Annotated in this window: 27 protein-coding genes; 11 read left to right on the top strand and 16 right to left on the bottom strand. The window is 66.5% G+C overall.

The window, feature by feature from the left end; all coding sequences use genetic code 11:
- Positions 1 to 244: 244 nt before the first annotated feature.
- From ald to ACZY0R_RS16745, 7 genes are all read right to left on the bottom strand, one after another.
- Entirely contained in the window at positions 245 to 1360 is a 1116-nt protein-coding gene (gene ald, locus ACZY0R_RS16775; protein WP_488859430.1) for an alanine dehydrogenase, read from the bottom strand.
- Positions 1361 to 1429: 69 nt separating this feature from the next.
- A complete protein-coding gene (locus tag ACZY0R_RS16770) occupies positions 1430 to 1642 on the bottom strand; it encodes a DUF6566 family protein (RefSeq protein ID WP_488859429.1) in 213 nt (70 codons plus the stop codon).
- Positions 1643 to 1686: 44 nt separating this feature from the next.
- Complete coding sequence (locus ACZY0R_RS16765) at positions 1687 to 1893, bottom strand: hypothetical protein (protein WP_488859428.1); 207 nt, start codon at positions 1891 to 1893, stop codon at positions 1687 to 1689.
- Positions 1894 to 2245: 352 nt separating this feature from the next.
- The gene (locus ACZY0R_RS16760; RefSeq protein ID WP_488859427.1) at positions 2246 to 2878 is read right to left on the bottom strand and encodes a phosphoribosyltransferase; all 633 of its coding nucleotides are present in this window, start codon (positions 2876 to 2878) and stop codon (positions 2246 to 2248) included.
- A complete protein-coding gene (locus ACZY0R_RS16755; protein WP_488859426.1) occupies positions 2875 to 3573 on the bottom strand; it encodes a dienelactone hydrolase family protein in 699 nt (232 codons plus the stop codon). Before ACZY0R_RS16755 ends, ACZY0R_RS16760 begins: the two co-directional genes overlap by 4 nt.
- A 44-nt stretch (positions 3574 to 3617) precedes the next feature.
- Entirely contained in the window at positions 3618 to 4250 is a 633-nt protein-coding gene (locus ACZY0R_RS16750) for a nitroreductase family protein (RefSeq protein ID WP_488859425.1), read from the bottom strand.
- Between the two features lie 237 nt (positions 4251 to 4487).
- Positions 4488 to 4859 (bottom strand): TraR/DksA family transcriptional regulator, encoded by a 372-nt coding sequence (locus tag ACZY0R_RS16745; RefSeq protein WP_045239733.1) that lies wholly within the window; start codon positions 4857 to 4859, stop codon positions 4488 to 4490.
- 390 nt (positions 4860 to 5249) lie between these two features.
- Between ACZY0R_RS16745 and ACZY0R_RS16740 the strand changes: the two genes are divergently transcribed.
- Together ACZY0R_RS16740 and ACZY0R_RS16735 are read left to right on the top strand one after the other, a co-directional pair.
- The gene (locus ACZY0R_RS16740; RefSeq protein ID WP_488859424.1) at positions 5250 to 6794 is read left to right on the top strand and encodes a methyl-accepting chemotaxis protein; all 1545 of its coding nucleotides are present in this window, start codon (positions 5250 to 5252) and stop codon (positions 6792 to 6794) included.
- Positions 6795 to 6992: 198 nt separating this feature from the next.
- Positions 6993 to 8168 carry an ABC transporter substrate-binding protein gene (locus ACZY0R_RS16735; RefSeq protein ID WP_488859423.1) on the top strand — a complete coding sequence of 392 codons (1176 nt, stop codon included), beginning with the start codon at positions 6993 to 6995 and terminating at the stop codon, positions 8166 to 8168.
- On the opposite strand, the gene ACZY0R_RS16730 is transcribed toward ACZY0R_RS16735, so the two are convergent.
- The 7 genes from ACZY0R_RS16730 to ACZY0R_RS16700 form a co-directional block, all read right to left on the bottom strand.
- Positions 8149 to 8766, bottom strand: a complete 618-nt coding sequence (locus ACZY0R_RS16730) for a DUF6869 domain-containing protein (protein WP_488859422.1) — start codon at positions 8764 to 8766, stop codon at positions 8149 to 8151. The genes ACZY0R_RS16735 and ACZY0R_RS16730 overlap by 20 nt on opposite strands.
- Before the next feature lie 135 nt (positions 8767 to 8901).
- Complete coding sequence (locus tag ACZY0R_RS16725) at positions 8902 to 9603, bottom strand: ABC transporter ATP-binding protein (RefSeq protein ID WP_488859421.1); 702 nt, start codon at positions 9601 to 9603, stop codon at positions 8902 to 8904.
- Positions 9596 to 10348, bottom strand: coding sequence for an ABC transporter ATP-binding protein (locus ACZY0R_RS16720; protein WP_488859420.1), 753 nt, complete (start codon positions 10346 to 10348; stop codon positions 9596 to 9598). Before ACZY0R_RS16720 ends, ACZY0R_RS16725 begins: the two co-directional genes overlap by 8 nt.
- Positions 10345 to 11370: a branched-chain amino acid ABC transporter permease gene (locus ACZY0R_RS16715; RefSeq protein ID WP_488859419.1), complete on the bottom strand. Its 1026-nt coding sequence runs from the start codon at positions 11368 to 11370 to the stop codon at positions 10345 to 10347. Before ACZY0R_RS16715 ends, ACZY0R_RS16720 begins: the two co-directional genes overlap by 4 nt.
- Complete coding sequence (locus ACZY0R_RS16710; RefSeq protein WP_488859418.1) at positions 11367 to 12230, bottom strand: branched-chain amino acid ABC transporter permease; 864 nt, start codon at positions 12228 to 12230, stop codon at positions 11367 to 11369. Before ACZY0R_RS16710 ends, ACZY0R_RS16715 begins: the two co-directional genes overlap by 4 nt.
- A gap of 85 nt (positions 12231 to 12315) precedes the next feature.
- The gene (pobA, locus tag ACZY0R_RS16705) at positions 12316 to 13506 is read right to left on the bottom strand and encodes a 4-hydroxybenzoate 3-monooxygenase (protein WP_488859417.1); all 1191 of its coding nucleotides are present in this window, start codon (positions 13504 to 13506) and stop codon (positions 12316 to 12318) included.
- A 153-nt stretch (positions 13507 to 13659) separates the two neighbouring features.
- Complete coding sequence (locus ACZY0R_RS16700) at positions 13660 to 14127, bottom strand: DUF3995 domain-containing protein (RefSeq protein ID WP_488859416.1); 468 nt, start codon at positions 14125 to 14127, stop codon at positions 13660 to 13662.
- Positions 14128 to 14277: 150 nt separating this feature from the next.
- Here ACZY0R_RS16700 and ACZY0R_RS16695 point away from each other — a divergent pair, with 150 nt between their 5' ends.
- The 3 genes from ACZY0R_RS16695 to ACZY0R_RS16685 all read left to right on the top strand — a co-directional run bounded on the left by ACZY0R_RS16695 (position 14278) and on the right by ACZY0R_RS16685 (position 17425).
- Positions 14278 to 15192 (top strand): aldo/keto reductase, encoded by a 915-nt coding sequence (locus ACZY0R_RS16695; protein WP_488859415.1) that lies wholly within the window; start codon positions 14278 to 14280, stop codon positions 15190 to 15192.
- Positions 15193 to 15199: 7 nt separating this feature from the next.
- Positions 15200 to 16549: an NTP/NDP exchange transporter gene (locus tag ACZY0R_RS16690; protein WP_488859414.1), complete on the top strand. Its 1350-nt coding sequence runs from the start codon at positions 15200 to 15202 to the stop codon at positions 16547 to 16549.
- A 525-nt stretch (positions 16550 to 17074) separates the two neighbouring features.
- Entirely contained in the window at positions 17075 to 17425 is a 351-nt protein-coding gene (locus ACZY0R_RS16685) for a mechanosensitive ion channel protein MscS (protein ID WP_488859413.1), read from the top strand.
- 212 nt (positions 17426 to 17637) lie between these two features.
- On the opposite strand, the gene ACZY0R_RS16680 is transcribed toward ACZY0R_RS16685, so the two are convergent.
- A complete protein-coding gene (locus ACZY0R_RS16680) occupies positions 17638 to 18384 on the bottom strand; it encodes a flagellar brake protein (protein ID WP_488859412.1) in 747 nt (248 codons plus the stop codon).
- Between the two features lie 384 nt (positions 18385 to 18768).
- On the opposite strand from ACZY0R_RS16680, the gene ACZY0R_RS16675 reads away from it, so the two are divergent.
- From ACZY0R_RS16675 to ACZY0R_RS16650, 6 genes are all read left to right on the top strand, one after another.
- Positions 18769 to 19458, top strand: coding sequence for a flagellar brake protein (locus ACZY0R_RS16675; RefSeq protein ID WP_488859411.1), 690 nt, complete (start codon positions 18769 to 18771; stop codon positions 19456 to 19458).
- Positions 19459 to 19484: 26 nt separating this feature from the next.
- Positions 19485 to 20000, top strand: a complete 516-nt coding sequence (locus ACZY0R_RS16670) for a hypothetical protein (protein ID WP_488859410.1) — start codon at positions 19485 to 19487, stop codon at positions 19998 to 20000.
- A gap of 332 nt (positions 20001 to 20332) precedes the next feature.
- On the top strand, positions 20333 to 21439 hold the full coding sequence (locus tag ACZY0R_RS16665) for an S-(hydroxymethyl)glutathione dehydrogenase/class III alcohol dehydrogenase (protein ID WP_488859409.1): 1107 nt from the start codon (positions 20333 to 20335) through the stop codon (positions 21437 to 21439).
- Positions 21440 to 21447: 8 nt separating this feature from the next.
- A complete protein-coding gene (fghA, locus tag ACZY0R_RS16660; RefSeq protein ID WP_488859408.1) occupies positions 21448 to 22299 on the top strand; it encodes an S-formylglutathione hydrolase in 852 nt (283 codons plus the stop codon).
- A gap of 47 nt (positions 22300 to 22346) precedes the next feature.
- Complete coding sequence (locus ACZY0R_RS16655; protein WP_488859407.1) at positions 22347 to 22715, top strand: VOC family protein; 369 nt, start codon at positions 22347 to 22349, stop codon at positions 22713 to 22715.
- 170 nt (positions 22716 to 22885) lie between these two features.
- The gene (locus ACZY0R_RS16650; protein ID WP_488859406.1) at positions 22886 to 23257 is read left to right on the top strand and encodes a hypothetical protein; all 372 of its coding nucleotides are present in this window, start codon (positions 22886 to 22888) and stop codon (positions 23255 to 23257) included.
- A 22-nt stretch (positions 23258 to 23279) separates the two neighbouring features.
- On the opposite strand, the gene ACZY0R_RS16645 is transcribed toward ACZY0R_RS16650, so the two are convergent.
- Positions 23280 to 24278, bottom strand: a complete 999-nt coding sequence (locus ACZY0R_RS16645) for a GlxA family transcriptional regulator (protein ID WP_428177989.1) — start codon at positions 24276 to 24278, stop codon at positions 23280 to 23282.
- Positions 24279 to 24427: the final 149 nt, after the last annotated feature.

Raw genomic sequence — 24427 nt, 5'->3', positions numbered from 1 at the left:
CCTCATCTAGCATACTCAGCATACGCGCGGCCGCCCATCTCTTGAGTACAAAAGGGGCGGATGGCATCGCGCAGTGAAGCCGAGCTCACGAGGCGATACGGCCGGAAGACCGTCCTGATGCGCCATGCGTGCGTCGCGGTCGCCGCGCCTTGCCAGGAACAGGCGGATGTAATCTGAACCGCACCTCCATCGCAACCCGATGGCTAATGAAGCAAACCGAGGGCGGCGTTGTTGCGGCACGGAATCAGTCCAGCAACTGGTCGGCAGGCATGTACTCGTAGCCCAGCGCCGTGGCCACTGCCTTGTACGTCACGCGGCCCTCGCAAACGTTCAAGCCTGCCTTCAGGTGCCTGTCCTGCGCCAGCGCGCGCTTCCATCCCTTGTCCGCCAGCGCGATAGCGTGGCCGATGGTTGCATTGTTCAGCGCGAACGTTGAGGTTCTGGCAACGGCCCCGGGCATATTGGCAACGCAATAATGCACCACGCCATCGACCAGGTAGGTTGGCTCTGTATGCGTGGTCGCATGCGAGGTCTCAAAGCACCCGCCCTGGTCGATCGCCACATCCACGACCACCGATCCGGTCTTCATGCGCGCGACCATGCCGCGCGTGACAAGCTTCGGGGCGGATGCGCCCGGCACCAGCACGCATCCGATCACCGCGTCGGCATTCAATACCGACGCCTCGACGCTATGTTCGCTGGAGTAAAGCGTCGTGATGCGATTGCCGAAGATCAGGTCGAGCTGCCGCAAGCGTTCCACGTTCTTGTCGAGCACCGTCACCCTGGCCCCCATGCCGATTGCTACCTGCAAGGCTTGCGTGCCTGCCACCCCCGCGCCAATCACGACGACATGGGCCGGTGCGACGCCCGGCACGCCCGCGAGCAACAAGCCCATGCCCCCCTTCGATATTTCAAGATTGGACGCGGCCACCTGGACCGACATGCGGCCTGCAACCTCGCTCATGGGCGCCAGCAACGGCAGGCCACCGCCGGGCCCCGTGATCGTCTCGTAGGCGATGCAGACGGCACGAGACCGCAGCAGATCCGCCGTTTGCCCGGGATCGGGGGCCAGATGCAGATACGCATACAGAATTTGTCCCGGCCGCAGCATGGCGCGCTCGGCGGCTTGCGGCTCCTTGACCTTGACGATCATGTCGGCGCGGCTGAAGACTTCGCCCGCGTCGCCGCATATCGCCGCGCCGGCCGCCGTGTAGGCTTCGTCCGGGAGGCCGATCGCCGCGCCCGCGCCCGCCTGGATCAGCACCTGGTGGCCCCGGCTGGTCAATTCCCGCGTGCTGGCCGGTGTCAGTCCGACGCGATACTCCTGGTCCTTGATTTCCCTTGGCACGCCAATCAGCATTCTCTACCCCTGTCCAGGTGTCATTCAGATCCGGCCAAACGGCGGCGAGGTACCGGCCCCGCCTCATTCTCAAGAATTGCTGTCTATCCACTGCCTCGCCCATCCGTAAGCCGCCGCCTTCGCATCCGCGGCAGTGGCGGAGTTCCGGCCAATCGATCTGGCATCATGCACGACAGCCGCGTCTTCCCAGATTTCGCACGATGCCGTGTACGAGCCATCCTTGATCATCTCGCAGAAGACATGGATGATGAACCCCTTGTACTCCATGGTGTCGCGATCCATTGGCTGCCTCCGCTGCCGTCGATCAGTCCCGGCTTGTGGCGACGCTAGTCATTGTCCTCTTCCGACAAGCGGTCAATGACTTTCCGGGCCGCTTGAAAAGCGCACTCCACCGCAACATCTTCCGACCGGGCAAGCGCATCGGCATGCCGCCTGGCTTCGACTCCGTGGATGACGTAAGACCAATCCCAACTATCGGGGGAGGCCTTGAGTGTGTGGATCGAGACGGTTCGGCCTTTGTATTTCAATTCCATGTTTCGCGCCCCCACTTCGTCACCTGCGTTTCGATCACTTCCTTGCAGGCGTCATTTCACTCAGTAAACTGCGGATGGGCATAAAAATCCAGACGTCTCCCACATGGATGGAGAGCGGGTCTCCGCACAAAAGCGTCAGGCGAAACCGCGCAGACGCTGACCGTGCCAGCATGGATGCGCTTTTCATTATTGGCGGCGTCTGAAGGCCAGAGTTGACGCACGTCAACCGCCCGATAGTTGCCGCGCCGCCGCATACTTCCGAATGCCCCAACGCACTGCGCCGGCTTATGCGGCAGTGGGTCGCACAGATGCGGTTTTCGGCGCACAGGCCGCCGCCGATGCGGCTGTGCATTCATCCCCCACCCCCCGCCAGGCAGGCGACCACCTCAGCGTCGTCGACCTGCGGAAACTCCCGGTAATGCGCGCCGACCGCACGAAAATAAGCGGGAGCACCCAGGCAGACCACTTCATCCGCATAGCCCTCCACCAGGGCCAGGGAATCCGGAGCGGCCACGGGCACGGCGCATATCAGCCGCGCAGGCTGCTGCTGCCGCACCGCGTGCAGCGCCGCAATCATGGTGGCACCGGTGGCCAGGCCGTCATCCAGCACAATGACCGTACGGCCGGCGAGCGGCAATGCGGTGCGCCCGGGCGTGTAGAGCGCACGCCGCCGGCGCAGCAGTTCCAGCTGCTCTCTGCGCGCCTCTGCGATATAAGCCGGATCGGCGCCAGTCTGTTCGGCGAAGGGCGTGACATAAACCCAGCCGCTCTCATCCACCGCACCCACTGCCAGTTCACGCTGGAATGGCGCACCCAGCTTCCTGACCAGCACCACATCGAGTTCGCCGCCGAGCTGGTCGGCTACGATCCTGCCCATCGGTACCGCCCCGCGTGGAACGGCCAGCACCACGGGATGCGTGCCCCGGTAACTCGAAAGCGCTTGCGCCAGCCGCGTGGCGGCTTCGGTCCTGTCCCGGAACATCATGATGTCTCCTGTTCACCGGTTGCCGGGTCCGCGCCCCGCCGCCCCGCCAGGTGTGTGGCGAACCACCCGGTAGCCAGCCGTGCCACCACTTCCAGTGCGCCCGGCTCCTCGAACAGATGGGTTGCACCGGCAACGATCTCGAAGTGCTTCTCGCAGGACATCCATGTGTAGGCACGCTCATTCAGGTGCAGCACCTCGGTATCCGCGCCGCCGACGATCAGCAAGGTCGGCGCGGACAACGCCGCGAGGGCGTCATGGCCCGCAAGATCCGGGCGGCCGCCGCGCGAAACCACGGCCTCGATCCGATAGCCGCCACCAGTCATCGCGGCGGCCCGGATTGCAGCCGCCGCGCCGGTACTTGCGCCGAAGTACCCCAGGCGCAGTCGCCCAAGCTGCGCCATGCCGCGAACGGCGCGGGTGATGCCCTCCAGGCGCGCGGCCAGCAGGCCAATATCGAAACGCCGCGCCGGCCCGACGTCTTCCTCGGCAAGCAGAAGGTCCGTCAACAGGGTGGCAATGCCGGCGTGGTTGAGATGGCCGGCGACATAGCGGTTGCGGGGACTGAGCCGCGAACTGCCGCTGCCATGCGCGAACAGCACCAGGCCGGTAGCACGCGGCGGACAGACCAGGTCGCCGGGCAGCACCGCACCGCTCAGATCGATGTCGATTTGCTCCCGCGAGGTTGTGCTCATCATGCCCTCCAATAGATAACCGGCTCCCAGACGCTCGTTGCAGATCGTCATGCCGGATGCCCGGTCCCTCCGTTCGCCGAGGCAAAGCCAACGCTTTGCGCCAGCACCACGCGCTGGTCCGCATCGAGACGCATCGCACCCGCCATGGCGCGCCTGTCCAGCAGGCCGCGCGCCACCGTCGCCAGCCCGGCGGAAGCACAGAACAGGTACACGTTCTGGCTGATGTATCCGGTGTCCAGCCCCATGTAGAACTGACGCACCGGTTTTGCCTGCTCATCCATCCTGGACAGGCGAGCAACGAACACCAGGTCCAGCGGCGCCTGCACCACGTAGTCCTGCAGCCCGGTGGTTGCGCGCACGTCCTCCCCGCTAACCAGGCGCAAGCGCCAGGCCACTGGTTCCAGCGCATAGAGGCCGTCGGCGAGCGCCAGGTACAGGTCGATTTCCTGCCAGTTGCGCGCCGACGGTGCTGTGCGCCGGCCCGTTTTCGGCTCGCTGATGCCGTAAGCTGCCCACAGCAGGCTGGAGAGCAGTTCCGGCGCCAGCGGATCGCCGGTGAAGGCCCGGATCGAACGCCTCAGGCGCAGCGCCTGCATCAGCGGCATGCCGCCTTCCATCTGCGGAGGGGGCAATTCGACATACTCCGGAACGGCGTCGGGGGTCACGATGGGATGGGTCATGCTGGTCTCCAGGCATCGTCGGGCGGCGCAGGATGGCTGCGCTCAAGCCCGACGCCAATGAACGCGCGGCGTCTCTTCTGCGGTGGCATAGTCGATCTCAGGCTTGCCGCGACAGGCATGATGCGCGGCCGGGCCGATACCGCGGGTCTGTTGAAAGCTGGTGTGGTGGGGCGGTGGCCAGCCCCCGTCTCCATCTCCATGATGCGTTCCATCAGGTGGCGCTCTCTCATCAGGGATTCAAGACGCCGCACCAAATGTGTGTTCATGCCTGCGCTGGCACGGCATGCAGCGCTCGGCCGTCGGGTACGCTTGCAGGCGCAAATACGGAATGGACTCGCCGCAATCCAGGCAGATGCCGTAGGCTTGCTGCGCTATCCGTGCACGCGCGGCCGCGATATCGGCCAGTTCCGCGCGGTAGTGGTCCACCACCGCGTCGTCCATGCGCTGTTCGGCGCCCTGCTCCGCCAGATCCGCCACGTCGCCCGCTTCGGGCCGTGTGGAAACGGCACGGGCAACATTCGCCGCATCCATCTGCCCGCGGATCCGTTCCTCCCGGCTATCCAGCAGGACGGCCAGGGTGTTGAGTTGCTCCAGGGTCAATGCCGGCATCGTGGTCTCCCGAGCGCGCCGATGCGCGCCTACTTAATTCTGCGATGGCGTCAGGCATTTGATTTGCGCTGGATCAAGCGTTGTGGGGTCGCCCCGCAATTACGCCTGCTAACGCTGGGCTACCCGGCCGCACGGTGTGCGGACACAACGCTGCTTCACGGGGTCCAATGCGGCCCATGCATTCTGACTTGCGGTACAGCGTTTCGCACTGGTTCGCGCCTCCCCAACCCCGCGGGCAGCATCGGCACTCAAGTCTGTCTCCCGCCAGCCGTTATTCACCATTGCCTACAGGTGCGGTCGTCATAGCACTGTGCGGCAGACAAAAGAGCGAATGGGCACCCTCGGGGCCAGCATTTCGCCACCATTGTTATTTCCATTCAGGTAGAAGAAATGAAAAATCTTGGAATTGGGGTACGTCTCGGTATTGGCTTCGGCGTGGTGCTGCTACTGTCAACGCTCATGACGGTGTTCAGCGTCCTGGGCTTGCAGGAAGTCGCTCACCGCACGCACGACATGATGCAGCAGCCGCTGGCCAAGGAGCGCGTCGTCAGCGACTGGTATCGCCTGATGCACACGAGCGTGCGGCGCACGACCGCGGTGGCGCGGAGCTCGGACCCGGGCCTCGGCGCTTTTTTTGCCGCGGAGACAAAGGGCTCCGTGGAAGCCATCGCCGCATTGCGGGACAAGATCGAGCCGATGCTCTCCTCGGAAGCGGAAAAAGCGGCATTCCAGACGATCCAGACCGTGCGCAAGCCCTATAACGACTCTCGCGACAAGATCACCAAGCTCAAGGAGGAAGGCAGCACGGACGAAGCCAACCAGGTGCTGGAAGCCGAGTTCGTGCCTGCCGGCAACGCCTATCTCGCCGAAATCCAGAAGCTGCTCGATATCCAGCGCACCAGCATCGACGCGACCGCGCAACATATCAACGGGATTTATGAAACCACGCGGAACCGCCTGATCGTGCTTGGCCTGCTGGTGCTGGCGATCGGCGTGGCATTTTCGCTGTGGCTGACCATCGGCATTACGCGGCCGCTCCATCGTGCCGTTGGCTTTGCCCGGAAAGTGGCGGCCGGCGACCTGACCAGCCGCATCGACGTGGATAGTAAGGACGAGACCGGCCAGTTGCTGCAAGCGCTGAACGAGATGAACGGCAATATCCTGCGCATCGTCACCCAGGTACGCACCGGCACGGAGTCCATTGCCTCCGGCACGAGCCAGATTGCCGCTGGCAACACCGACCTGTCCCAGCGGACCGAGGAACAGGCGTCGTCCTTGCAACAGACCGCTTCCAGCATGGAGGAACTGACCAGCATCGTCCGGCAGAACGCCGACAACGCAAAGCAAGCCAGCTCCCTGGCGGTCAATGCTTCCGAAATCGCGGTCAGGGGAGGCGAAGTGGTCGGCCAGGTGGTCGACACCATGGATAAGATCAACGGCGCGTCCAGAAAGGTGGTCGATATCATCGCCGTGATCGAAGGCATCGCCTTCCAGACCAACATCCTCGCACTGAATGCCGCGGTGGAAGCCGCCCGTGCCGGCGAACAAGGCCGTGGCTTCGCGGTGGTGGCCGGCGAGGTGCGCAGCCTTGCCCAGCGTAGCGCGACTGCCGCCAAGGAGATCAAGACACTGATCGGAGATTCCGCCGAGCGCGTGGAAAAGGGCTCGCAGCTGGTGGGGCAAGCCGGCCACACCATGGAAGAGATCGTGGGCGCGGTCAGGCGCGTAACCGACATCATGGGCGAGATCAGCGCGGCGTCGGCCGAGCAGAGCGCCGGCATCGAGCAGGTCAACCAGGCGGTCACCCAGATGGATACGGTGACGCAGCAAAATGCTGCGCTGGTGGAACAAGCCGCAGCCGCAGCGGGATCGCTGGAAGAGCAGGCGCAACGCCTGAAGCAAGCGGTGTCCTCGTTCCGTCTTGTTGCTGCCTGACGCGGACAACCGGCGTTAGCCGGCGCCTCTGCGCGAGGTTCCGCTGGCCAACGCCGGACCGATACGGCCGCCATGAATGCGCGGCCCTCCCCGATTGCACCAAATCCCCCATCCCCCTAAACTCCACAGCCAGTGCCCGCGCCGGCACGCGCCCGGCCCGGCGCCGGGATCAGAGCGCACCCAACCAGGAGACCATCGATGACCTTTGCCCCCTTGCTGCGCGCCCTAGCGGCGTGCAGCGTGCTTGCCGTGGCGCCAACGCTCGCCCACGCCGCCGACCCCGTCAAGATCGGGCTGATCGCGCCCTTTTCGGGCAGCTTCGCCGACTACGGCAAGCAGATGGAGGGTGGCATCAAGGCGTTCCAGAAGCTCAACGGCGACACCGTGGCGGGCCGCAAGGTGCAGATCATCAGCAAGGACACCACCGGCCCCGCGCCCGATGTGGCCAAGCGCCTGGCGCAAGAACTGGTGGTGCGCGACAAGGTCGATGTCCTGGCCGGCTTTGGTCTCACGCCGGAGGCGCTGGCGGTGGCGCCGGTGGCCGAGCAGGCGAAGAAGGCAATGGTGATCTTCAACGCTGCGTCGTCTTCGGTCACCACCAAGTCGGGCTATATCGCGCGGGTTTCGATGACCTTGCCGCAGATCTCGGCGCCGATGGCCACCTGGGCCGTCAAGAACAAGGTGCGCAAGGTGGTGACGCTGGTTGCGGACTACGCGCCGGGCATCGATGCGGAGACAGCGTTCAAGACCAATTTCATCGGCGGTGGCGGCCAGGTGATCGAATCCATCCGGGTGCCGCTGCGCAACCCGGAGTTCGCCCCGTTTATCCAGCGCATCAAGGATGCCAGACCCGAGGCGGTCTTCCTCTTTCTGCCCGCGGGCGAGCAAGGCGTGGCGTTCATGAAGGGCTTTCGCGAGCGCGGCCTGGCCGAGGCGGGGATCCGCGTGATCGCCACCGGCGACCTTACCGACGACCACGTGCTGCCGGCCATGGGCGACGCCACGCTGGGCGTGATCACGTCCTTCCACTATTCGATGGCGCACGATTCGCCGGAGAACAAGGCCTTCCTGAAGGCGTTCGCCGAAGCCAACCCTGGCGCCGGCCGGCCCAACTTCATGGCGGTAGCCGCCTACGACGGCATGCGCGCGATCTACGAAGCGCTGAAGAAAACCGGCGGCGCGACTGACGGGGACAAGATGCTGGCAGCGCTCAAAGGCATGAAGATCGCCAGCCCGCGGGGCCCGATCCTGATCGACCCGGACACCCGCGACGTGGTGCAGACGGTCTATATCCGGCGCGTGGAGAAGGTCGGTGGCGAACTCTACAACGTGGAGTTCGACAAGTTCGACAACGTCAAGGATCCGGGGAAGTAGCCCGCGCGCCGGGGCGCGGTGGCTCAATGGCGATGGTGGCCCGCGCGCCCTGGCACTGCCGGCGGGGAGACTGCGGTTTCTCGATGCGGGCAGGCACTTTCTCGGGTGCGCGCCGCATCTGCGCAAGTTCCGCCGTGGCGCCGCCAGGCGCTGGCCCGTCCGGCAGCCCGATGCCCCGCACGTCGTAGCACATCCACATCGCGCGCTGCGGCACTTCATTGAAATTGCCATCGCTGGCGGCCAGGATACGCGCCCAGACCTGGGGCGTGGAACTGCGCCAGACGCCGCACAGCAGGCGGCGGAAGCGCGGGTCGCGCCCGGCCTGCTGCTCGATACGCTCGATGAACGCCGGGCCGTGGTATTCGATCAGGTCTTCGAGTTCGCCGGCGGCGAGCGCGCCCAGCACGCGGGGACTCTCCGTATGGGCAAGGACCTCCAGCACCAGCCGCCACAGCCTTTCGGGATCATTGACGCACAGCCAGTCGCAGGCCTGCCAGACCCAGAATGAGCGCACCTCGTGCCGACCGATGGCCGGGTCGTACCGGCTGTAACGCTTGATATAGGCGTTGACCAGCCGCTTCTGCTCATGGGTTTCCATAGTCCCCCGTCACTACCCGTCTGCAAGAATGGGCATAGCCCGAATGCCGGCCACGGTTTTGCCGCCCGTGTCGGCGTGGTTCATCAACGGCTGCCCACCACCGCCAGACCCCGGTTGACCATGCCGTGGCCTGGCTCAGGCGACCGTCAGCAACCTGTCCAGCGTAACCTTGTCCGTCAGCAACTCCGTGCTGGTCGAAGCATGTACCACCCTGCCCCGGTCGAGCACCATCGCGCGCCGGGTCATGCCAAGCGCCAGGCGCGCGTGCTGCTCCACCACAATCACAGCCATGCCGCCTTCGTCTATCAAGCGGCGGATCACGTTCTGCAATTCCTGAACAATAATAGGCGCCAAACCTTCCATCGGTTCGTCCAGTAATAGCAGTAACGGGTTTACCATTAGTGCCCGTGCAATCGCCAGCATCTGCTGCTCGCCACCGGACAACTGGTTGCCCAGATTGCCCCGGCGCTCCTGCAATCGCGGGAAGATCTCGTAGACCCGCGCCACGTTCCAGAAGCCCGGCCGCGCCACCGCCGTCAGGTGCTCCTCCACCGTCAGCGACGGGAACATGCAGCGCTCCTGCGGCACCCATCCCAGCCCGGCGGCGGCACGCTGGTGGGCGGCCAGCCGCGACAGGTCGCGCCCTTGCCAGCGCAGGCTGCCGCGCCGCAGCCGCGTCAGGCCCATCAAGGTCATCAGCAGCGTGCTCTTGCCCACGCCGTTGCGGCCCAGCAGGGCCAGGCTCTCACCGGCACGGAGCGTCAGGTCGATGCCGTCGATCACCACGGCCTCGCCGTAGCCCGCGCACACCCCTTCTGCCTGCAGCAATTCAGTCATGCACGGCCTCCCCGAGGTACACCTCCCTGACGCGGGGATCGGCGCCGATCTCCGCCGGCGTGCCTTCGGTGAGCACACGGCCGCCGACCAGCACGGTGATGCGCTCGGCAAAGCGGAATACCAGGTCCATGTCGTGCTCGATAAACAGGATGGTGATGTCGCGCGGCAAGCCGGCAATGACGCCGAACAGATCGGCGCTCTCGCCGGCCGGGATGCCGGCCGCGGGCTCGTCCAGCAGCAGGATGGCGGGCCGGGTGGCCAGCGCCAGCGCGATTTCGAGCAGGCGTTGCTTGCCGTAAGGCAGGCTGCGCGTCTCGGTATCGGCATCGCGGTCGAGGCGCAGGCTGGTCAGCACCGCCATGGCCTCGTCGGCCAGCGGTCTCTGCGATGCCACGGTGCGATGCCAGATACGTGTAGCGCCGCTGCGTTCGGCCACCGCAAGCACGACGGATTCCAGCACGGTCAGCCCAGGGAACAAGGTGTTGATCTGGAAGGTGCGCGTCATGCCGCGCCGCACCCGCGCGTGCTGCGGCAGATGCGTGATGTCCTCGTCGCCGAGCCAGATGGTGCCGCTGCTGGGCGGCAAGGCGCCGGTCAGCAGGTTGATGAAGGTGGTCTTGCCGGCGCCGTTCGGCCCGATCAGGGCATGGCGGGCGCCCGGCGGGAAACGGAGCGAGATCTCGCTGTTGGCAGCAAACCCGCCCCAGGACCTGGACAGCCCTTCCGTGCGCAAGATGGCCGTCATGGCTGGCCTCCTTCCGGCTTGCGGCGCATCCCGCGCAAGGCGTCAACGGCGCCCATCACCCCGCCGCGCGCGAACAGCACGATCACCACCAGCAACAGGCCGATCCAGAACTGCCAGTAGACCGGATTGATGCCCGCCAGCACATCCTGCGCGATCATGAAGACCGCCGCGCCAACCAGGGCGCCGTACAGCCTGCCCGCGCCGCCCAGCACCAGCATCACCAGCAACTCCGCCGAGCGCGGAAAGCCCAGCACGTCCATGCCCACGAACTGCGTGGTCTGCGCCAGCAGCCCGCCGGCCACGCCGGCCAGCGCGGCCGCCACGGCAAATACCGCGCCGAGCCGGCGCGGCACGTTGACGCCCAGCGCGGGCATGCGGCGCGCCCCTTCGCGCATGCCCCGCAGCGACAGCCCAAAGGGGGAGTCCACCAGCCTGCGCACCAGCACAAACAAAACGAAGACAACCACCAGGCTGTAGAGGTAGGCGGTCTTTCCAAACAGATCGAACGCGAACAACCCGAGCAGCGGCGACATGGTGACGCCCGACAGTCCGTCCACGCCACCGGTGAGGAAGGCCGCTTTGTTGGCCGCCTCGAACAGCATCAGCCCGATGCCCAGCGTGACCATGAGCCGGGTCAGGTCGCCGCCGCGCACCACCAGGAAACTCGCCAGCCAGCCCGCCACGCCGGCCACCGCGCCCGCCGCAAGCAGACCCGACAACGGCTCGCCCCAGCCATGCGCGGCAAGCAGGCCGGCGGTGTAGGCGCCCAGCCCGAAGAACGCCGCATGTCCGAGCGAGACGATGCCCGCGTAGCCCAGCAACAAATCCAGCGACAGCGCGAACAGGCCGGTAATCAGCACCTGGCTGCCGAGTATCAGGTAGCCGGGCAACAGGAACCAGGCCGCCACCGGCAGCAGCCAGAACACGATCTCGCCGGCTCGCCAGCGCCCGTCCGGCAGGCGCGGGCGCAGTACGCCGCCACCCGCGCTGGCCACATCGGATACCTTGTCCAGCGCGCTCATGCCCGCCTCCCGCAGAGACCGGCCGGGAACAGCACCAGCAACAGCACCATCAGCGCATAGATGACGAAGGCGCCCACCGCCGGCACGTAATACTTGCCGGCCACATCGGCCACGCCCAGCAGCAGCGCCGCCACCAGCGGCCCGCGGATGGTGCCCGCGCCGCCCACCGCCACCACCAGCAGGAAATACACCATGTACTTGAGCGGGAAGGAGGGATCGAGGCCCAGCACATCAATGCCAAGCCCGCCCCCCAGGCCCGCCAGCCCCGAACCGAGCGCGAAAGTCAGGCTGAATACGCGCTCCACATTGATACCGAGGCCGCGCGCCGCCTGCTGGTTGTCCACAGCCGCGCGCACCTGCGCGCCAAAGCGCGTGCGGGCCACCAGCCAGCCCAGCGCCGCGGTGATCGCCACCACCACGCCGATCAGGAACAGCCGATAGGCGCCAAGATCCAGTCCTCCAAGCCGCACCTGCCCGCGCAGGAAAGCGGGCAGTTCCACCGGCTGCTGGCCGGGCCCGAACACGTAGGTGGCGGTGGCGATCGCCATGAAGGTGAGCCCGATGGAAAACAGGACCTGGTCGAGATGGCTGGCGCGGTAGAGGCGCCGGTACAAGGTGCGCTCCAGCCCCCAGCCCACCACCGCGGCACCCGCGAAGGCCAGCGGCAGCGTCGCCAGGAAGGGCACGCCGGCACGGCTCATCAGCACCACCGCCACGTAGCCGCCGAACATGGCGAATGCGCCGTGGGCCAGGTTGACGAAATTCATCAGGCCCATGGTGACAGAGAGCCCGACGCTGATCAGGAACAGCAGGCAGCCATAGGCCAGCCCGTCGAACAGCACGCCAAAGCTGGCGATCATCGCCGGGCCTCCCCGCGTTGCGATGAGGCCCGTCCACTGCGCTGAGTCATGAAGTCTCCTGTCTTTCCAAAGGGTTGGATGGGGTTCACTCGCCCTCGAAGGCGGCGAAGGGCAGCCCGACGTAGTTTTCCGCGAGAGACGCGGCCGCGGCGGGTGAAGCGGCAACATATTCCAGCTCGGCCCGCTGCAGCCGCGCCATAAAGGGGGTCTGGTCAGGGAAACGATGCAGCAGCGAAGTCATCCACCAGGAGAAATGCTCGGCGCGCCAGACCCGCCGCAGGCAGGTGGCGGAGTACGCCGCCAGCAGGTCTTCGCGGCGTTCGCCATAGTGTGCCGCCAGCGCGCGTGCCAGCGTGCGCACGTCGGCCACCGCCAGGTTCATGCCCTTGGCACCGGTCGGCGGGACGATATGCGCCGCGTCGCCGGCCAGGAACAGCCGGCCATATTGCATAGGCTCCACCACATGGCTGCGCATCGGCGTGATGCCCTTTTGCAGCACCGGGCCTTCGTTGAGCCGCCAGCCGTCGCCGGTCTCCAGGCGGGCGTGCAGCTCCTGCCAGATCCGCGTATCTGGCCACAGGGTGAGATCCTCGTCGGGACGGCATTGCAGGTAGAGCCGCGTGATCTGCGGCGAACGCATCGAGAACAGGGCAAAGCCGCGCGCATGACTGGCATAGATCAGCTCCCGCGCGGCTGGCGCGGCCTCGGCCAGGATGCCGAGCCAGGCAAAGGGATAGGTCCGCTCGAACACCTGCAGCGCGGATGCCGGAATCGCTCCGCGCGAGACGCCGCGAAAGCCATCGCATCCGGCGATGAAATCGCAATGCAGCGTGTGGCGCCGCCCCCCGTGTGCAAACGTGACGCCGGGCGCTTTGCCATCGATGCCGTGCAGCGCCACGCCGCTGGCCTCGAACAGCAGTGGCGCGCCATCCGCCTGGCGCGCGGCGATCAGGTCCCTGACCACTTCGTGCTGGCCGTACACAGTGATGGCACGGCCCCCGGTCGGCCCGGACAGGTCGATGTGGTGGCGGCGTCCGCCGAACAGCAGGTCGATGCCGTGATGGCGCAGGCCCTGGCGCTGCAGGCGCTCGCCCGCGCCGGAGGCCACCAGCAGGTCCACGGTGCCTTGCTCCAGCACGCCGGCGCGGATGCGCGCCTCGACGTGCTGGCGGCTGCGGTCCTCGATGACCACGGCATCGATGCCGGCGCGGCGCAGCAGATGCCCCAGCAGCAGGCCCGCCGGCCCGGCACCGATGATCGCTACCTGGGTGCGCATCGTGGTCTCCCGTCTCCCGTTCAGCCTCTTGCCGCGGCCCCTGGCCGCGGCGCCCGGTCTTGGATGAGGGGCATTTTCAGGCGCTCGCCCCCAATTTGCAATCGGGGGTTCCGGCGATACCGCGCGGGCCGCCGGCGGGAGCACGCAGGACGCTCAGGGTGGCAGCATCGCCACGTACGCCAGGCCGGCGGCCAGGACTGCGCATAGCGGCGAATAGACCAGCGTATCCAGCCGCGCGAACGGTGAGCCGGTGACGCGCTTGAAGAAACCAACCAGGCGGAAATCGCCCACCGCCCTCGCCAGCATGGCCACCGCCACCAGGCCGATGGCCCATTGCAGCAGCGGCCCCGTGTATGGCACGGCGAACAGCCCGGCGCGCGCGGCCACCATCAATGCCACCACCGCCAGCCCGACGGCCACCATCAGCGTGCCAGTGCGCGAAGGCGTGAAAGCAGGCACCATCGCAGGCACCGCAGCCGCCCCTTCGCCGGGGGATACCTTGCGCGGAACGCGGGGCACCGCCGCATCCTTGGCCAGGGAGCCGCCCAACGCCCAGTAAACATGCACACCGGCAAGCAACAGGTAGATGCAGACCAGCAGAAGAGCGACCAAAGCGACCATAGCAGCAGGATTCCTATCTGTGAGAAGATGCCCCGGACCGGAGCGTCCAGCTTAATCCAGCCGCACCGTGCCGTGCGAAGCCGTGGCTATATGCCGCAGCACAGGGGATCCCGGCCACCAGAATCCGTGCCCACCAGCGAGGAGACCGCCATGTCATCTGATCGACGCCGCTTCCTGTGCCGCGGCATGCTGCTTGCCGCCGGCCTGGCCTCGCCCGTCGCCGCGCTCGCTGCCCCGCCCTCCCCGGTCCCCCTGCGCCGTGCGCTGCCCGGCGGCCGCGAAACGCTGCCGGTGATCGGCATGGGCACCGCCGATACCTTCAATGTGGGTACCGAGCCCGGCGAGCGCGCGCCGCTGGCCGAGGTAATGGCCCTGCTGCTGCAAACGCCCGGCCCGGTGATCGACACCGCGCCCAGCTACGGCAGCGCCGAGGCCGTTACCGGCGACCTGCTCCTGGATGCCAACGCCCGCGCCAAGGTCTTCCTGGGCACCAAGATCTCGGCGTCGGCCGCCAACGCGCCGGCGCAGTGGGCGCAGTCGCTGTGCGACCTGCGTAGCGAAACCGTCGATCTGCTGCAGGTGCACAACCTGATCGACTGGCGCGACAACCTGCGCTTTATCCGCCAGCTGAAGGAACGCGGCAAGACGCGCTATACCGGCATCACCCACTACCGCGAGGACGCGCACGAGGCGCTGGCCCAGATCGTGCGTAGCGAACGCGTGGATTTTGTCCAGATCAATTACTCGCTCGCCGAGCGCAATGCCGAACGCACGCTGCTGCCGCTGTGCCAGGAGCGCGGCGTGGCGGTGCTGGTCAATCGCCCGTTCCAGGACGGCCGGCTGTTCCGCGCGGTGAAGGACCGCCCGCTGCCACCCTGGGCCGGCGAGATCGACTGCGACTCCTGGGCCCAGCTCTTCCTGAAATTCATTGTCAGCCATCCCGCCGTGACGGCGGCAATCCCCGCCACCTCGAAGCCCAGGAACATGCGTGACAACCTCGGCGCGGGCCTGGGCCGCATGCCCGATGCCCGCCAGCGCGAGCGCATCGCCGCGCTGCTGGCCTGAGCCGGTCATGGCCAGCAGCACGCAAGCGGCCCGGCACAGCCTCGGCATCCAGTCCGGCGAAGGCAGCGCGGTGGCGGCCGGCTTCCTGTTCTTCTTCTGCCTGTTCGCCAGCTACTTCATGCTGCGCCCGGTGCGCGAGACCATGGGTATCGCCGGTGGTGTGCAGAACCTGCAATGGCTGTTCACCGCCACCTTCGTGGTCATGCTGGTGGCGATTCCCTGCTATGGCCTGTGCAGCGCACGCCTGCCGCGGCGGCGCTTTGTGCCGTGGGTCTATGCGTTCTTTATCGCCAACCTGCTGGGCTTTGCCGTGGCCACGCGCGCCGCGCCCGACGGTATCTGGCTGGCGCGGGTGTTCTACGTCTGGCTGTCGGTGTTCAACCTGTTCGTGGTGTCGGTGGCGTGGAGCCTGATGGCCGATGTATTCCGCCCCGGCCAGGCGCGGCGCCTGTTCGGCCTGCTGGCCGCCGGCGCCAGCGCGGGCGGACTCGCCGGGCCGTTGCTCGGCGGCTGGCTGGTGCCGCGCATCGGCCTGACCGGGCTGATGCTCCTGTCCGCCGCGCTGCTGGCGGCCACGCTGCCCGGCGTGGGCTACCTGTTCGGCTGGCGCCGGCGCGCCGGTGCCGGCGTGCCGGTGGCGGACGATCCGGTCCCGGCTCAAGACCCGGCCCGGCCTATAGGCGGCGGGCTTTGGGCCGGCCTGACGCTGGTGGCGCGTTCGCGCTACCTGCTGGGCATCAGCCTGTTCGTGATCCTGCTGGCCACCGCCAGCACCTTTCTCTACTTCGAGCAGGCCAGGCTGGTGGCGCAGACCTTTCCCAGCCGCACGCAGCAGACGCAGGTCTTCAGCGCCATCGACGCCATCGTGCAGGCGCTGACCATTGTGGTGCAGGTGTTCTTCTCGGGCCGCATCGCCAGGCGCTACGGCGTGACTTCCCTGCTCAGCGCGGTGCCGCTGGCGGTGGCGGCGGGCTTCCTGGTGCTGGCGCTATGGCCGGCCTTCGGCGTGCTGGCCGGCGTGATGATCCTGCGCCGGGTGGGCGAATACGCATTGCTGCGGCCGGGCCGGGAGATGCTGTTCACGCTGATGGATGCCGAAACCAAATACAAGGCCAAGAACGTGATCGACACCGCCGTTTATCGCGCCGGCGATACGGTCAGCGCCTGGATCAAGACCGCCATTGACGGGCTATCCGGCCACCCGGCCGTGGTGGCGCTCACCGGGGCTGCGCTGGCATTGGGATGGGCCTGGCTGGGATGGTGGCTTGGCCGTCAGCATGAAGGCCAGCACGGGACCGCATCGCCAGCGTCCACCGCCCGCCTGGCGGCGGTGCCTCGCGACCGGGGCGGTGCCTGAGTACGCTCGCCAGATACGCCGGGAGGCAAATGCGATACACGGTTCAGGTGTTTTCCTACACTTCAGCCCCCGCATTTGCCGAGAGTTGTGACGATTGTGACGGATTATTTTTCGAGGGGTCCTGATGAAGCCCGGAATTTCGATTTGCAAGGCAGCCGCCCTGCTTACCGCCCTGGCCGTCAGTGGCATGGCCTGCGCCGCGCTTCCGCCGCCAGAGCCGCAAACGCCGCAAGGCGAGCGCGCCACGCAAAAGCCCCTGCCGCCACAGCCACCGCGGCACAAGAAACACAAGAAGCACGAGCAAAAGGCTCCTGACAATCAGGCCCCGGCGCCGCAGGCGGCCCCGGCACCCGACGCTTCGCCGCCGCCTCCGCCACCGCGTCCGGCACCCTGATCGCCATGGCTCCAGCGTTACATCTGCTAACCGTGTGGACAGATTCCGGAGACGCCTGACCCCTAAGATGGCTGCAAGGCCAGCCGCTGTCACTGTCGCTGGCCCTTACATGCAGCCACAAGGAGTCAGTCATGCGCAAACCCAATCGTGCCGCCCGCATCCTAGGCGCAGGCCTGCTCACCGCCGCGCTGCTGGCCGCAGGTCCTGCCTCCGCACGCGGACGCGGCCACGGTGACGGCGACTCGGCCGGCGCGGTCGCGCTGGCCATCGGCGCCCTCGTCGGGCTGGCGGTAGTCGGTACCGCCGTGGCCAGCCAGCCGGTCGTCGTGGCCGCCCCGCCCGCGCCAGCTTATGGGCCGGCTTATGGGCCGCCGCCGGGATATTGCTATCGCGATTACGATCGCGCTTATGTGCCATGCGCACCGCAGCCGGCGCCCTATTACTATCAGGAGGCGCCGCAGCAGCCATACCCAGGATACTGAGCGCGACGGCTCGTCAGTTCCAGCGTGCGATGCCATCGGCAGCGCCCACTACGCGGGCCATGGCACCACCGGCATCCTCGCGAGCCTGCTGGCGCAAAAGCTGAGCGAGGCGCTCGCCGGTGCGGTACTGCGTTTCGAGTTGGCGGTGCCGGATGCAATGGCGCCGTTGTTGCGGCGACCGGCGCAGGCTGGCCCGTCTCCGGGCGCCCTGCTCACTGGCGCCCCACCAGCTCCAGGGCAAACACCACGCGCTGCAGCCACTTGCCGCTCTGCCCATCCATCTGGCCAAAGCGGCAGCCGAAATGATTGTGCGCCTCGTTGCCGTGCCATGCCTTTCGATGCCGCACCACCTGCAGCGCAAGCTTCATCGCACCCAGGTCGCCAAGATCCAGGCGGCATTGCGGAATGCTGGTCCCGACCGGCAACTGACCCGGTCCGACGCGCATGGAGCGCAAGCCCACGCCGGATACTGACAGGTCCGCGACTTCCATTTCCACGAGCTGGCCGTCGCTTAACAGGATCTGGCAGCGAAAGTCCCTGTCCTGCTGCGGGCGGACACGGAAATGCCTGCGGCGCGGAACCATATAGATCCCGGCCGGGAAGGAAGCGAGAAACGCCGGTCCGGCATTGAAGCGGGTGACTGCCGGCGTGGCGAACCGGAAATGGAACGTGATATCGCCCAGCGATGCCGAGGCGGCCAGTTCGCTGGCGTTCAGGATCGCTTCCAGTTCCAGGCCGTTGCGGCACCAGGCAAGCACGCAGGTGCCTCTGGACGGGTCGACGGACAGAAAGCACGAAGCAACCCGCCACTCCTGCGCAGGTTGAAGATGGAGCCGGGTACGCACGCGCACCAGATCCTGCAGGATCTGAAGTATCCGGCCCGGATCGCTGAGCCGTTCGATATCGCTGCCTGCCGCCCACGGGAGCGGCAAGGGCGCGCCTAAGGCGTTCGAGGCCATGACGGTGTTGCAGACAGGTCCGGGAACACTGCGGCGCTAGCGCTACGATTCATCGGGACTAACTCATTCAAGGTATTTGATCGGAAGGTTCGCGCGAGCTGCCAACTTCGAGGGCATATTCGTTGCATCGCATTTTCCGTTGCATGCCGACCGCTCTAACGGCATTGCCAAACAGGTTCTTGAGAAATCCAGCGCTCTCTTCCCCATCTTTTCCATCGCAGCGCCATTCCTCCCCCCTTCCCCGGCGGGCTAAAGATTTGATCGCTCCCGCCGTTAGGAGTCGTTTCGCGGTCACATTCCTGGCCGCCTTCGCTTGCCAGCCTGGGCCTGACTCCGCGCCGGGCCGACGCCTCGCGTCAGATCGTTCAACAGCCATTCCAATCCATGAATAGACTTGACCCCGCTTCGACCAACCCGCCGTCATCGGATGGGTTCCAGTACACCGTTGAGGATGAGATCCGCGCGATACTGGACATCCTGGCCATGCAGGAGCGCAGCCTCGACTTGCGCTTGCCGGATGGGCGCACGCTGCGCACAAAAGTATTGTCCGTGGACGCGCCAGCCCGCACGTTTACGCTCCAGGGATGCGCTGGCGAGCCTGACAATGAGGCAGTACTAGCCTGCGCGCAAAGCGAACTTTCGACCGTCCTGGATGATGTGTCGCTCACGCTTTGCCTGGGCGCCCCGGCCCGCTCCCTGTTCGCCGGCGCCGCTGCGTTCTCGGTGCCATTCCCGGAAAAACTGTCCCAGGTGCAACGGCGGCGGGACTACAGGGCGGAGACGCTGGACTACCAGTACACATTCGAGGCCGAGTTGCCTGACGGCACCGGACTCATCCTGGACATTGCCGATCTTTCGGCATCCGGCGTGGGGCTGCGCTCGCGCACACCAGTTACGGATGCCCTGGCCGTCGGGACGTTGCTGCCCAAAGGCAGGCTGCGCTTTGGCACGCTGGCAAGCCTGGAGGTGGGGGTTCGCGTGGTACGTTACCAGTCGGTGCATACCGCCGACGCTGCGGTACACCATTACGGCTGCGAATTCGTCGCGTTCGAGCATGGCGCCCTGCTCGATTGACCGGAGTCATTCAACTGGAGTCATCCATGTCCCACCCGCATCGCGTCATTGGCGCCCTGCTGCTTTCGATGTTTTCGCTTACCGCATTGGCACATGAATCGCTGTGCGCGGCGGGCGAGAAAGTTGCGTTCTCATGTACGGTCAAAGGCAACAAGGTTGTATCGCTTTGCGCTTCGCCAGATCTTTCCAAAACGAAAGGGTACGTGCAGTACCGCTTTGGAAAAAAGGGGGCCGTCGAGCTTGCTTACCCGAAACTCACGGATGATCCGCGCAAGCACTTCCGGTGGGGCGTCACCGCTTACTCAGGTGGCGGCACCGATTACTTCAGGTTCTCCAACGGGGGCTACGACTATGTGGTCTACGCCGGCAGCGGCAAGGGCTGGGAAAAAGAAGGGCTTGTCGTCGAGAAGGACGGAAAGCGCGTCGGCAGCTTACCCTGCCGTGACGCAGGGCTAGGTCCGGACAACTGGGCGGTCATGTATTCCGCAGGTTTGCCGGAGCTGGATCAAAGCAAGCCATCCGATCAATTCGATATGCCCTGACCCTACCCTGATCCAGGCAGGGGGCGGCAGCGCGCCCAGGTCGACCCTGCGCTGGCCACGTCGGCCAGTCGGAAGATCTCCGGGCCGATGCCAAAACCCTGGCCGAACCGGCATCCGGACGGCAGCCGCCCCGCCCCGCGCAACCCACGATTTCGGCCAAACAAGGGGCGCCCGAGGCCAAATCCGCCGCCTCTGGCGTCCGCGGCCAACCGCGAGGCGTATAGTCGTCGCTGACGAACGGTGCCGTGCCTGGCTCGTCCCGCACGGCACCAAATAACGTCCCCAGACATCGGGCCGGCACGCCAGTTGCCGCCACTACCAAGGACAACATCATGAAGACCAAAGCCGCCATCGCCTGGAAGGCCGGTGCCCCGCTGACCGTGGAAGAAGTCGACCTGGACGGCCCGCGCGCCGGTGAAGTGCTGGTAGAGATCAAGGCCACCGGCATTTGCCATACCGACTACTACACGCTGTCCGGCGCCGATCCTGAAGGCATCTTCCCGGCCATCCTCGGCCACGAAGGCGCGGGCATCGTCACCGACGTGGGCCCCGGCGTGACCTCGCTCAGGCCCGGCGACCATGTGATCCCCCTCTACACGCCGGAATGCCGCCAGTGCAAGTTCTGCCTGTCGCGCAAGACCAACCTGTGCCAGGCCATCCGCGCCACGCAGGGCAAGGGCCTGATGCCCGACGGCACCTCGCGCTTCTCCATCGACGGCAAGCCGATCTTCCACTACATGGGCACCTCCACCTTCGCCAACCACATCGTGGTGCCGGAGATCGCCCTGGCCAAGATCCGCCCGGATGCCCCCTTCGACAAGGTTTGCTACATCGGCTGCGGCGTGACCACCGGCGTGGGCGCGGTGCTGTTCACCGCCAAGGTGGAAGCCGGCGCCAACGTGGTGGTGTTCGGCCTGGGCGGCATCGGCCTGAACGTGATCCAGGCGGCCAGGATGGTGGGCGCCGACAAGATCATCGGCGTGGACCTCAACCCCGGCCGCGAGGCCATGGCCCGCAAGTTCGGCATGACCCACTTCATCAACCCGAACGACGTGGAGAACGTGGTGGACCATATCGTGCAGCTGACCGATGGCGGCGCCGACTATTCCTTCGAATGCATCGGCAACACCAAGGTCATGCGCCAGGCGCTGGAGTGCTGCCACAAGGGCTGGGGCAAGTCGATCATCATCGGCGTGGCCGAGGCGGGCGCGGAGATCTCCACCCGCCCGTTCCAGCTAGTCACCGGCCGCGAATGGAAGGGCTCGGCCTTCGGCGGCGCGCGCGGCCGCACCGACGTGCCGAAGATCGTCGACTGGTACATGGACGGCAAGCTCAATATCGACGACCTGATCACCCACACCCTGCCGCTGGAGCGCATCAACGAGGGCTTCGACCTGATGAAGCGCGGCGAGTCGATCCGTTCCGTAGTCCTGTACTGAGGCCCGCCATGCTCGAACTACTCTCCGAGCACGGCTGCTTCGGCGGCGTGCAGCGCTTCTATCGGCATGCCTCGACGACCATCGGCCTGCCGATGCGATTCTCTGTGTTCCTGCCGGCGCAGGCATTGATCCAGCCTGAACAGCGCCTGCCCGCGCTGTTCTACCTGGCCGGCCTGACCTGCACCGAGGAAACCTTCATGATCAAGGCCGGCGCCCAGCGCGTTGCCGCCGAGCATGGCCTGATCCTGGTGGCGCCCGATACCAGTCCGCGCGACACCGGCGTCACCGGCGAGGCGCAGGCATGGGATTTCGGCGCGGGAGCGGGTTTCTACCTGGACGCCACGCAGGCGCCCTGGAGCCAGCACTGGCGCATGGAAAGCTATGTGGCGCAGGAGTTGTTCGACCTCGTCACCACCGCGCTGCCCGCCGATCCGCAGCGTGTCGGCATCTTCGGCCATTCTATGGGCGGGCATGGTGCGCTGGTGCTGGCGCAGCGCCATCCCGGCCGCTTCCGCTCGGTGTCGGCCTTCGCGCCCATCGCCGCGCCCGTGCGCTGTCCGTGGGGCGAGAAGGCCTTTAGCCGCTATCTGGGCGAGGACCGCGCAAGCTGGGAGCAGTACGACGCCTCGGCGCTGATGCGGCGCCAGGCCAGCGCGCCCTTCCCGCGCGGCATCCTGGTCGACCAGGGCCTGGCCGACAAATTCCTTGCCGAACAGCTCTATCCCGAGGTATTCGAGGCCGCCTGCGCCGCCGTCGGGCAGCCGTTGCTGCTGCGCCGGCACGAGGGCTACGACCACGGCTATTACTTCATCTCGACCTTCATCGAGAACCATATCCGGCATCACGTAGCGCAACTCTGACCATGTGCGGCGGGCGGGGAACCGCCCGTGCGCCTGAACAAGGCATCATGAGCAAGCTGACCGCCGTCGAACTCAAGGCCTTTGTGCCCGCCCGGGATTTCGCGCTATCCAGGCAGTTTTACCAGGACCTGGGTTTCGTCATGCCATGGAGCGACGACAACCTGGCCTACCTGCATCACGGGAAGTGCTGCTTCATGCTGCAGAACTTCTATGTGAAAGAGCTGGCTGAAAACCTGATGATGCATCTGCTGGTGGAAGATGTGCAGGCCTGGTGGGACAAGGTCAATGCACAGGATATCGGCGGGCGCTACGGTGTCAGGATCGTGCCGCCGCAGGACCAGCCCTGGCAGATGCGCGACTTCGTGCTGATCGATCCGTCCGGGGTGTTGTGGCGTATCGGGCAGAACCTGGAGTAAGCGCCGGTGCAGGCGGCGCCGCCTGGTAATACGTTGAAACACGCCGGCGCCCGATGAAACAGAATCCGTCGCGCACCGCCTTGCGTTGCGGCAGGCCGCGCTGGTAGTGTCCTGAATCGCCGTGGCCGCGTCATCCGAACGCGGCTTGCGGCCATCCGAAGGACATCATCATGACCCGCAGCGCCCGTGCTTTCCGCCTGGTTCCCGTGGTGGTCGCGCTATGGTTGTCGCCCGCCGCCTTCGCGCAGGGTTCACCCGCGGCTGGCGACGAAGCCATGAGCGCTATCCAGAGCAATTTTGCGCGCATGACGCCTGCGCCGCGCACGGTGGACAGCATCAATCAGGAACTCAAGCAGAGCCATGCCGCGGCGATCGGCGCCAGCGGACGTGGCGGCGGCCGAGGCCGGGGCCGCCAGCGCTCGCAGGATAGCGCACAGAACGGCCCGGGCGGCAGCGCCGCCGATACGCCGGCAAGCCAGGATTCGGGGCTGCACGCCAACGCGCCGGGCGCCACGGGCGCTACGCCTTCGGGCAGCCAGTAAAGCCCCGCCTGTTGCCTGCTGCCTATTGCTGCGCCACCCCGAAACGCTCGCGGTAGTCCCGCGGCGTAATGCCCATCTGGCGCAGGAACGCGCGCCGCAGCCCCTCGTCCGAACCAAATCCGGTGCGCGCGGCAATGGACTTGAGCGGCAGTTCGCCTTGTTCAAGCAGCCGCCGCGCGCCTTCGATGCGCGCCGACTCGATAAACGCCATCGGGCTGCTACCCGTCTCCCGCGCGAACACGCGCCGGAAATTGCGCTCGCTCATCGCCACCCGGCCCGCCATCTCCGCCATCGTGAAGTCGTGCGTCAAATCCGAGAGTATCCAGTCCTGCACCCCGCGAATGCCGGCGTGGCTGGTGGCCTGGCTGGCCAGATGCAGGCTGTACTGCGATTGCCCGCCGGGACGCTTGAGGTAAACCACCAGTTCACGCGCCAGGTCTAGCGCCAGTTCGCGGCCGAGGTCTTCCTCGACCACGGCCAGCGCCAGGTCGATGCCCGCAGTCACCCCGGCCGAGGTCCACAGGTTGCCCTGGCGCACAAAGATGGCGTCCGCATCCACCTCCACCGCCGGAAAACGCTGGCGCAGCAGCGCGGCCACGCCCCAATGCGTGGTGGCCCGGCGCCCGTCGAGCAGGCCCGCCGCGGCCAGGAAGAACGTGCCCGAACACAGCGCGATCAGCCGCCCGATGCGCGGCGCCACCGCGCGCGCCCAGGGCACGATGCCCTGCGCCTCGTCCATGGCGCGCTCGATATCGCGCGCACCCACGATCAGGGCGATGTCCGGCAGCAGCACGGTATCGAGCCGGGCCGTGGCCTCCAGCGTCATCAGCGTGTCCGAGCGCACCGGACCCGTTTCCAGCGCGACGATCCGGGTGGCGTAGGCCGGCGGCTGCCCGCGCTGGGCCAGGCGCACATTGGCGTAGTCGAACACCGTCATCGGGCCGACCGCCTCCATGGCCTTGAATCCGGGGTACACCACGATATCCACCCGCCGTGGGGCGGCGACTGCCTGCGCTTGCATCGATCTGACCGGAATGGAAAGCGGCGATCTTACCCCACTGCCGGCCACGCCCTCGCGCCGGCACAAGCATATGCGGCCGCCGCATTAGTCGGTGGGCGTGCAAGCTTGTGCCAACAAATTCGTTCTGTTGCAGTGAACCAGTTCTTAGC

This window comes from Cupriavidus sp. F041, from assembly GCF_057814235.1.
This window is presented reverse-complemented; position numbering and strand designations above follow the sequence as displayed.

Excerpts from the sequence above, each read along its gene's own strand:
- ACZY0R_RS16715 (WP_488859419.1), bottom strand. The coding sequence starts at position 11,370 with ATGAGCGCGCTGGACAAGGTATCCGATGTGGCCAGCGCGGGTGGCGGC.
- ACZY0R_RS16725 (WP_488859421.1), bottom strand. The coding sequence starts at position 9,603 with ATGACTGAATTGCTGCAGGCAGAAGGGGTGTGCGCGGGCTACGGCGAG.
- ACZY0R_RS16650 (WP_488859406.1), top strand. The coding sequence starts at position 22,886 with ATGACCCGCAGCGCCCGTGCTTTCCGCCTGGTTCCCGTGGTGGTCGCG.
- fghA (WP_488859408.1), top strand. The coding sequence starts at position 21,448 with ATGCTCGAACTACTCTCCGAGCACGGCTGCTTCGGCGGCGTGCAGCGC.
- ald (WP_488859430.1), bottom strand. The coding sequence starts at position 1,360 with ATGCTGATTGGCGTGCCAAGGGAAATCAAGGACCAGGAGTATCGCGTC.
- ACZY0R_RS16645 (WP_428177989.1), bottom strand. The coding sequence starts at position 24,278 with ATGCAAGCGCAGGCAGTCGCCGCCCCACGGCGGGTGGATATCGTGGTG.
- ACZY0R_RS16670 (WP_488859410.1), top strand. The coding sequence starts at position 19,485 with ATGTCCCACCCGCATCGCGTCATTGGCGCCCTGCTGCTTTCGATGTTT.
- ACZY0R_RS16740 (WP_488859424.1), top strand. The coding sequence starts at position 5,250 with ATGAAAAATCTTGGAATTGGGGTACGTCTCGGTATTGGCTTCGGCGTG.
- ACZY0R_RS16750 (WP_488859425.1), bottom strand. The coding sequence starts at position 4,250 with ATGACCCATCCCATCGTGACCCCCGACGCCGTTCCGGAGTATGTCGAA.
- ACZY0R_RS16655 (WP_488859407.1), top strand. The coding sequence starts at position 22,347 with ATGAGCAAGCTGACCGCCGTCGAACTCAAGGCCTTTGTGCCCGCCCGG.
- ACZY0R_RS16770 (WP_488859429.1), bottom strand. The coding sequence starts at position 1,642 with ATGGATCGCGACACCATGGAGTACAAGGGGTTCATCATCCATGTCTTC.
- pobA (WP_488859417.1), bottom strand. The coding sequence starts at position 13,506 with ATGCGCACCCAGGTAGCGATCATCGGTGCCGGGCCGGCGGGCCTGCTG.
- ACZY0R_RS16665 (WP_488859409.1), top strand. The coding sequence starts at position 20,333 with ATGAAGACCAAAGCCGCCATCGCCTGGAAGGCCGGTGCCCCGCTGACC.
- ACZY0R_RS16720 (WP_488859420.1), bottom strand. The coding sequence starts at position 10,348 with ATGACGGCCATCTTGCGCACGGAAGGGCTGTCCAGGTCCTGGGGCGGG.
- ACZY0R_RS16755 (WP_488859426.1), bottom strand. The coding sequence starts at position 3,573 with ATGATGAGCACAACCTCGCGGGAGCAAATCGACATCGATCTGAGCGGT.
- ACZY0R_RS16700 (WP_488859416.1), bottom strand. The coding sequence starts at position 14,127 with ATGGTCGCTTTGGTCGCTCTTCTGCTGGTCTGCATCTACCTGTTGCTT.
- ACZY0R_RS16760 (WP_488859427.1), bottom strand. The coding sequence starts at position 2,878 with ATGATGTTCCGGGACAGGACCGAAGCCGCCACGCGGCTGGCGCAAGCG.
- ACZY0R_RS16685 (WP_488859413.1), top strand. The coding sequence starts at position 17,075 with ATGCGCAAACCCAATCGTGCCGCCCGCATCCTAGGCGCAGGCCTGCTC.
- ACZY0R_RS16730 (WP_488859422.1), bottom strand. The coding sequence starts at position 8,766 with ATGGAAACCCATGAGCAGAAGCGGCTGGTCAACGCCTATATCAAGCGT.
- ACZY0R_RS16690 (WP_488859414.1), top strand. The coding sequence starts at position 15,200 with ATGGCCAGCAGCACGCAAGCGGCCCGGCACAGCCTCGGCATCCAGTCC.
- ACZY0R_RS16695 (WP_488859415.1), top strand. The coding sequence starts at position 14,278 with ATGTCATCTGATCGACGCCGCTTCCTGTGCCGCGGCATGCTGCTTGCC.
- ACZY0R_RS16675 (WP_488859411.1), top strand. The coding sequence starts at position 18,769 with ATGAATAGACTTGACCCCGCTTCGACCAACCCGCCGTCATCGGATGGG.
- ACZY0R_RS16745 (WP_045239733.1), bottom strand. The coding sequence starts at position 4,859 with ATGCCGGCATTGACCCTGGAGCAACTCAACACCCTGGCCGTCCTGCTG.
- ACZY0R_RS16765 (WP_488859428.1), bottom strand. The coding sequence starts at position 1,893 with ATGGAATTGAAATACAAAGGCCGAACCGTCTCGATCCACACACTCAAG.
- ACZY0R_RS16735 (WP_488859423.1), top strand. The coding sequence starts at position 6,993 with ATGACCTTTGCCCCCTTGCTGCGCGCCCTAGCGGCGTGCAGCGTGCTT.
- ACZY0R_RS16680 (WP_488859412.1), bottom strand. The coding sequence starts at position 18,384 with ATGGCCTCGAACGCCTTAGGCGCGCCCTTGCCGCTCCCGTGGGCGGCA.
- ACZY0R_RS16710 (WP_488859418.1), bottom strand. The coding sequence starts at position 12,230 with ATGATCGCCAGCTTTGGCGTGCTGTTCGACGGGCTGGCCTATGGCTGC.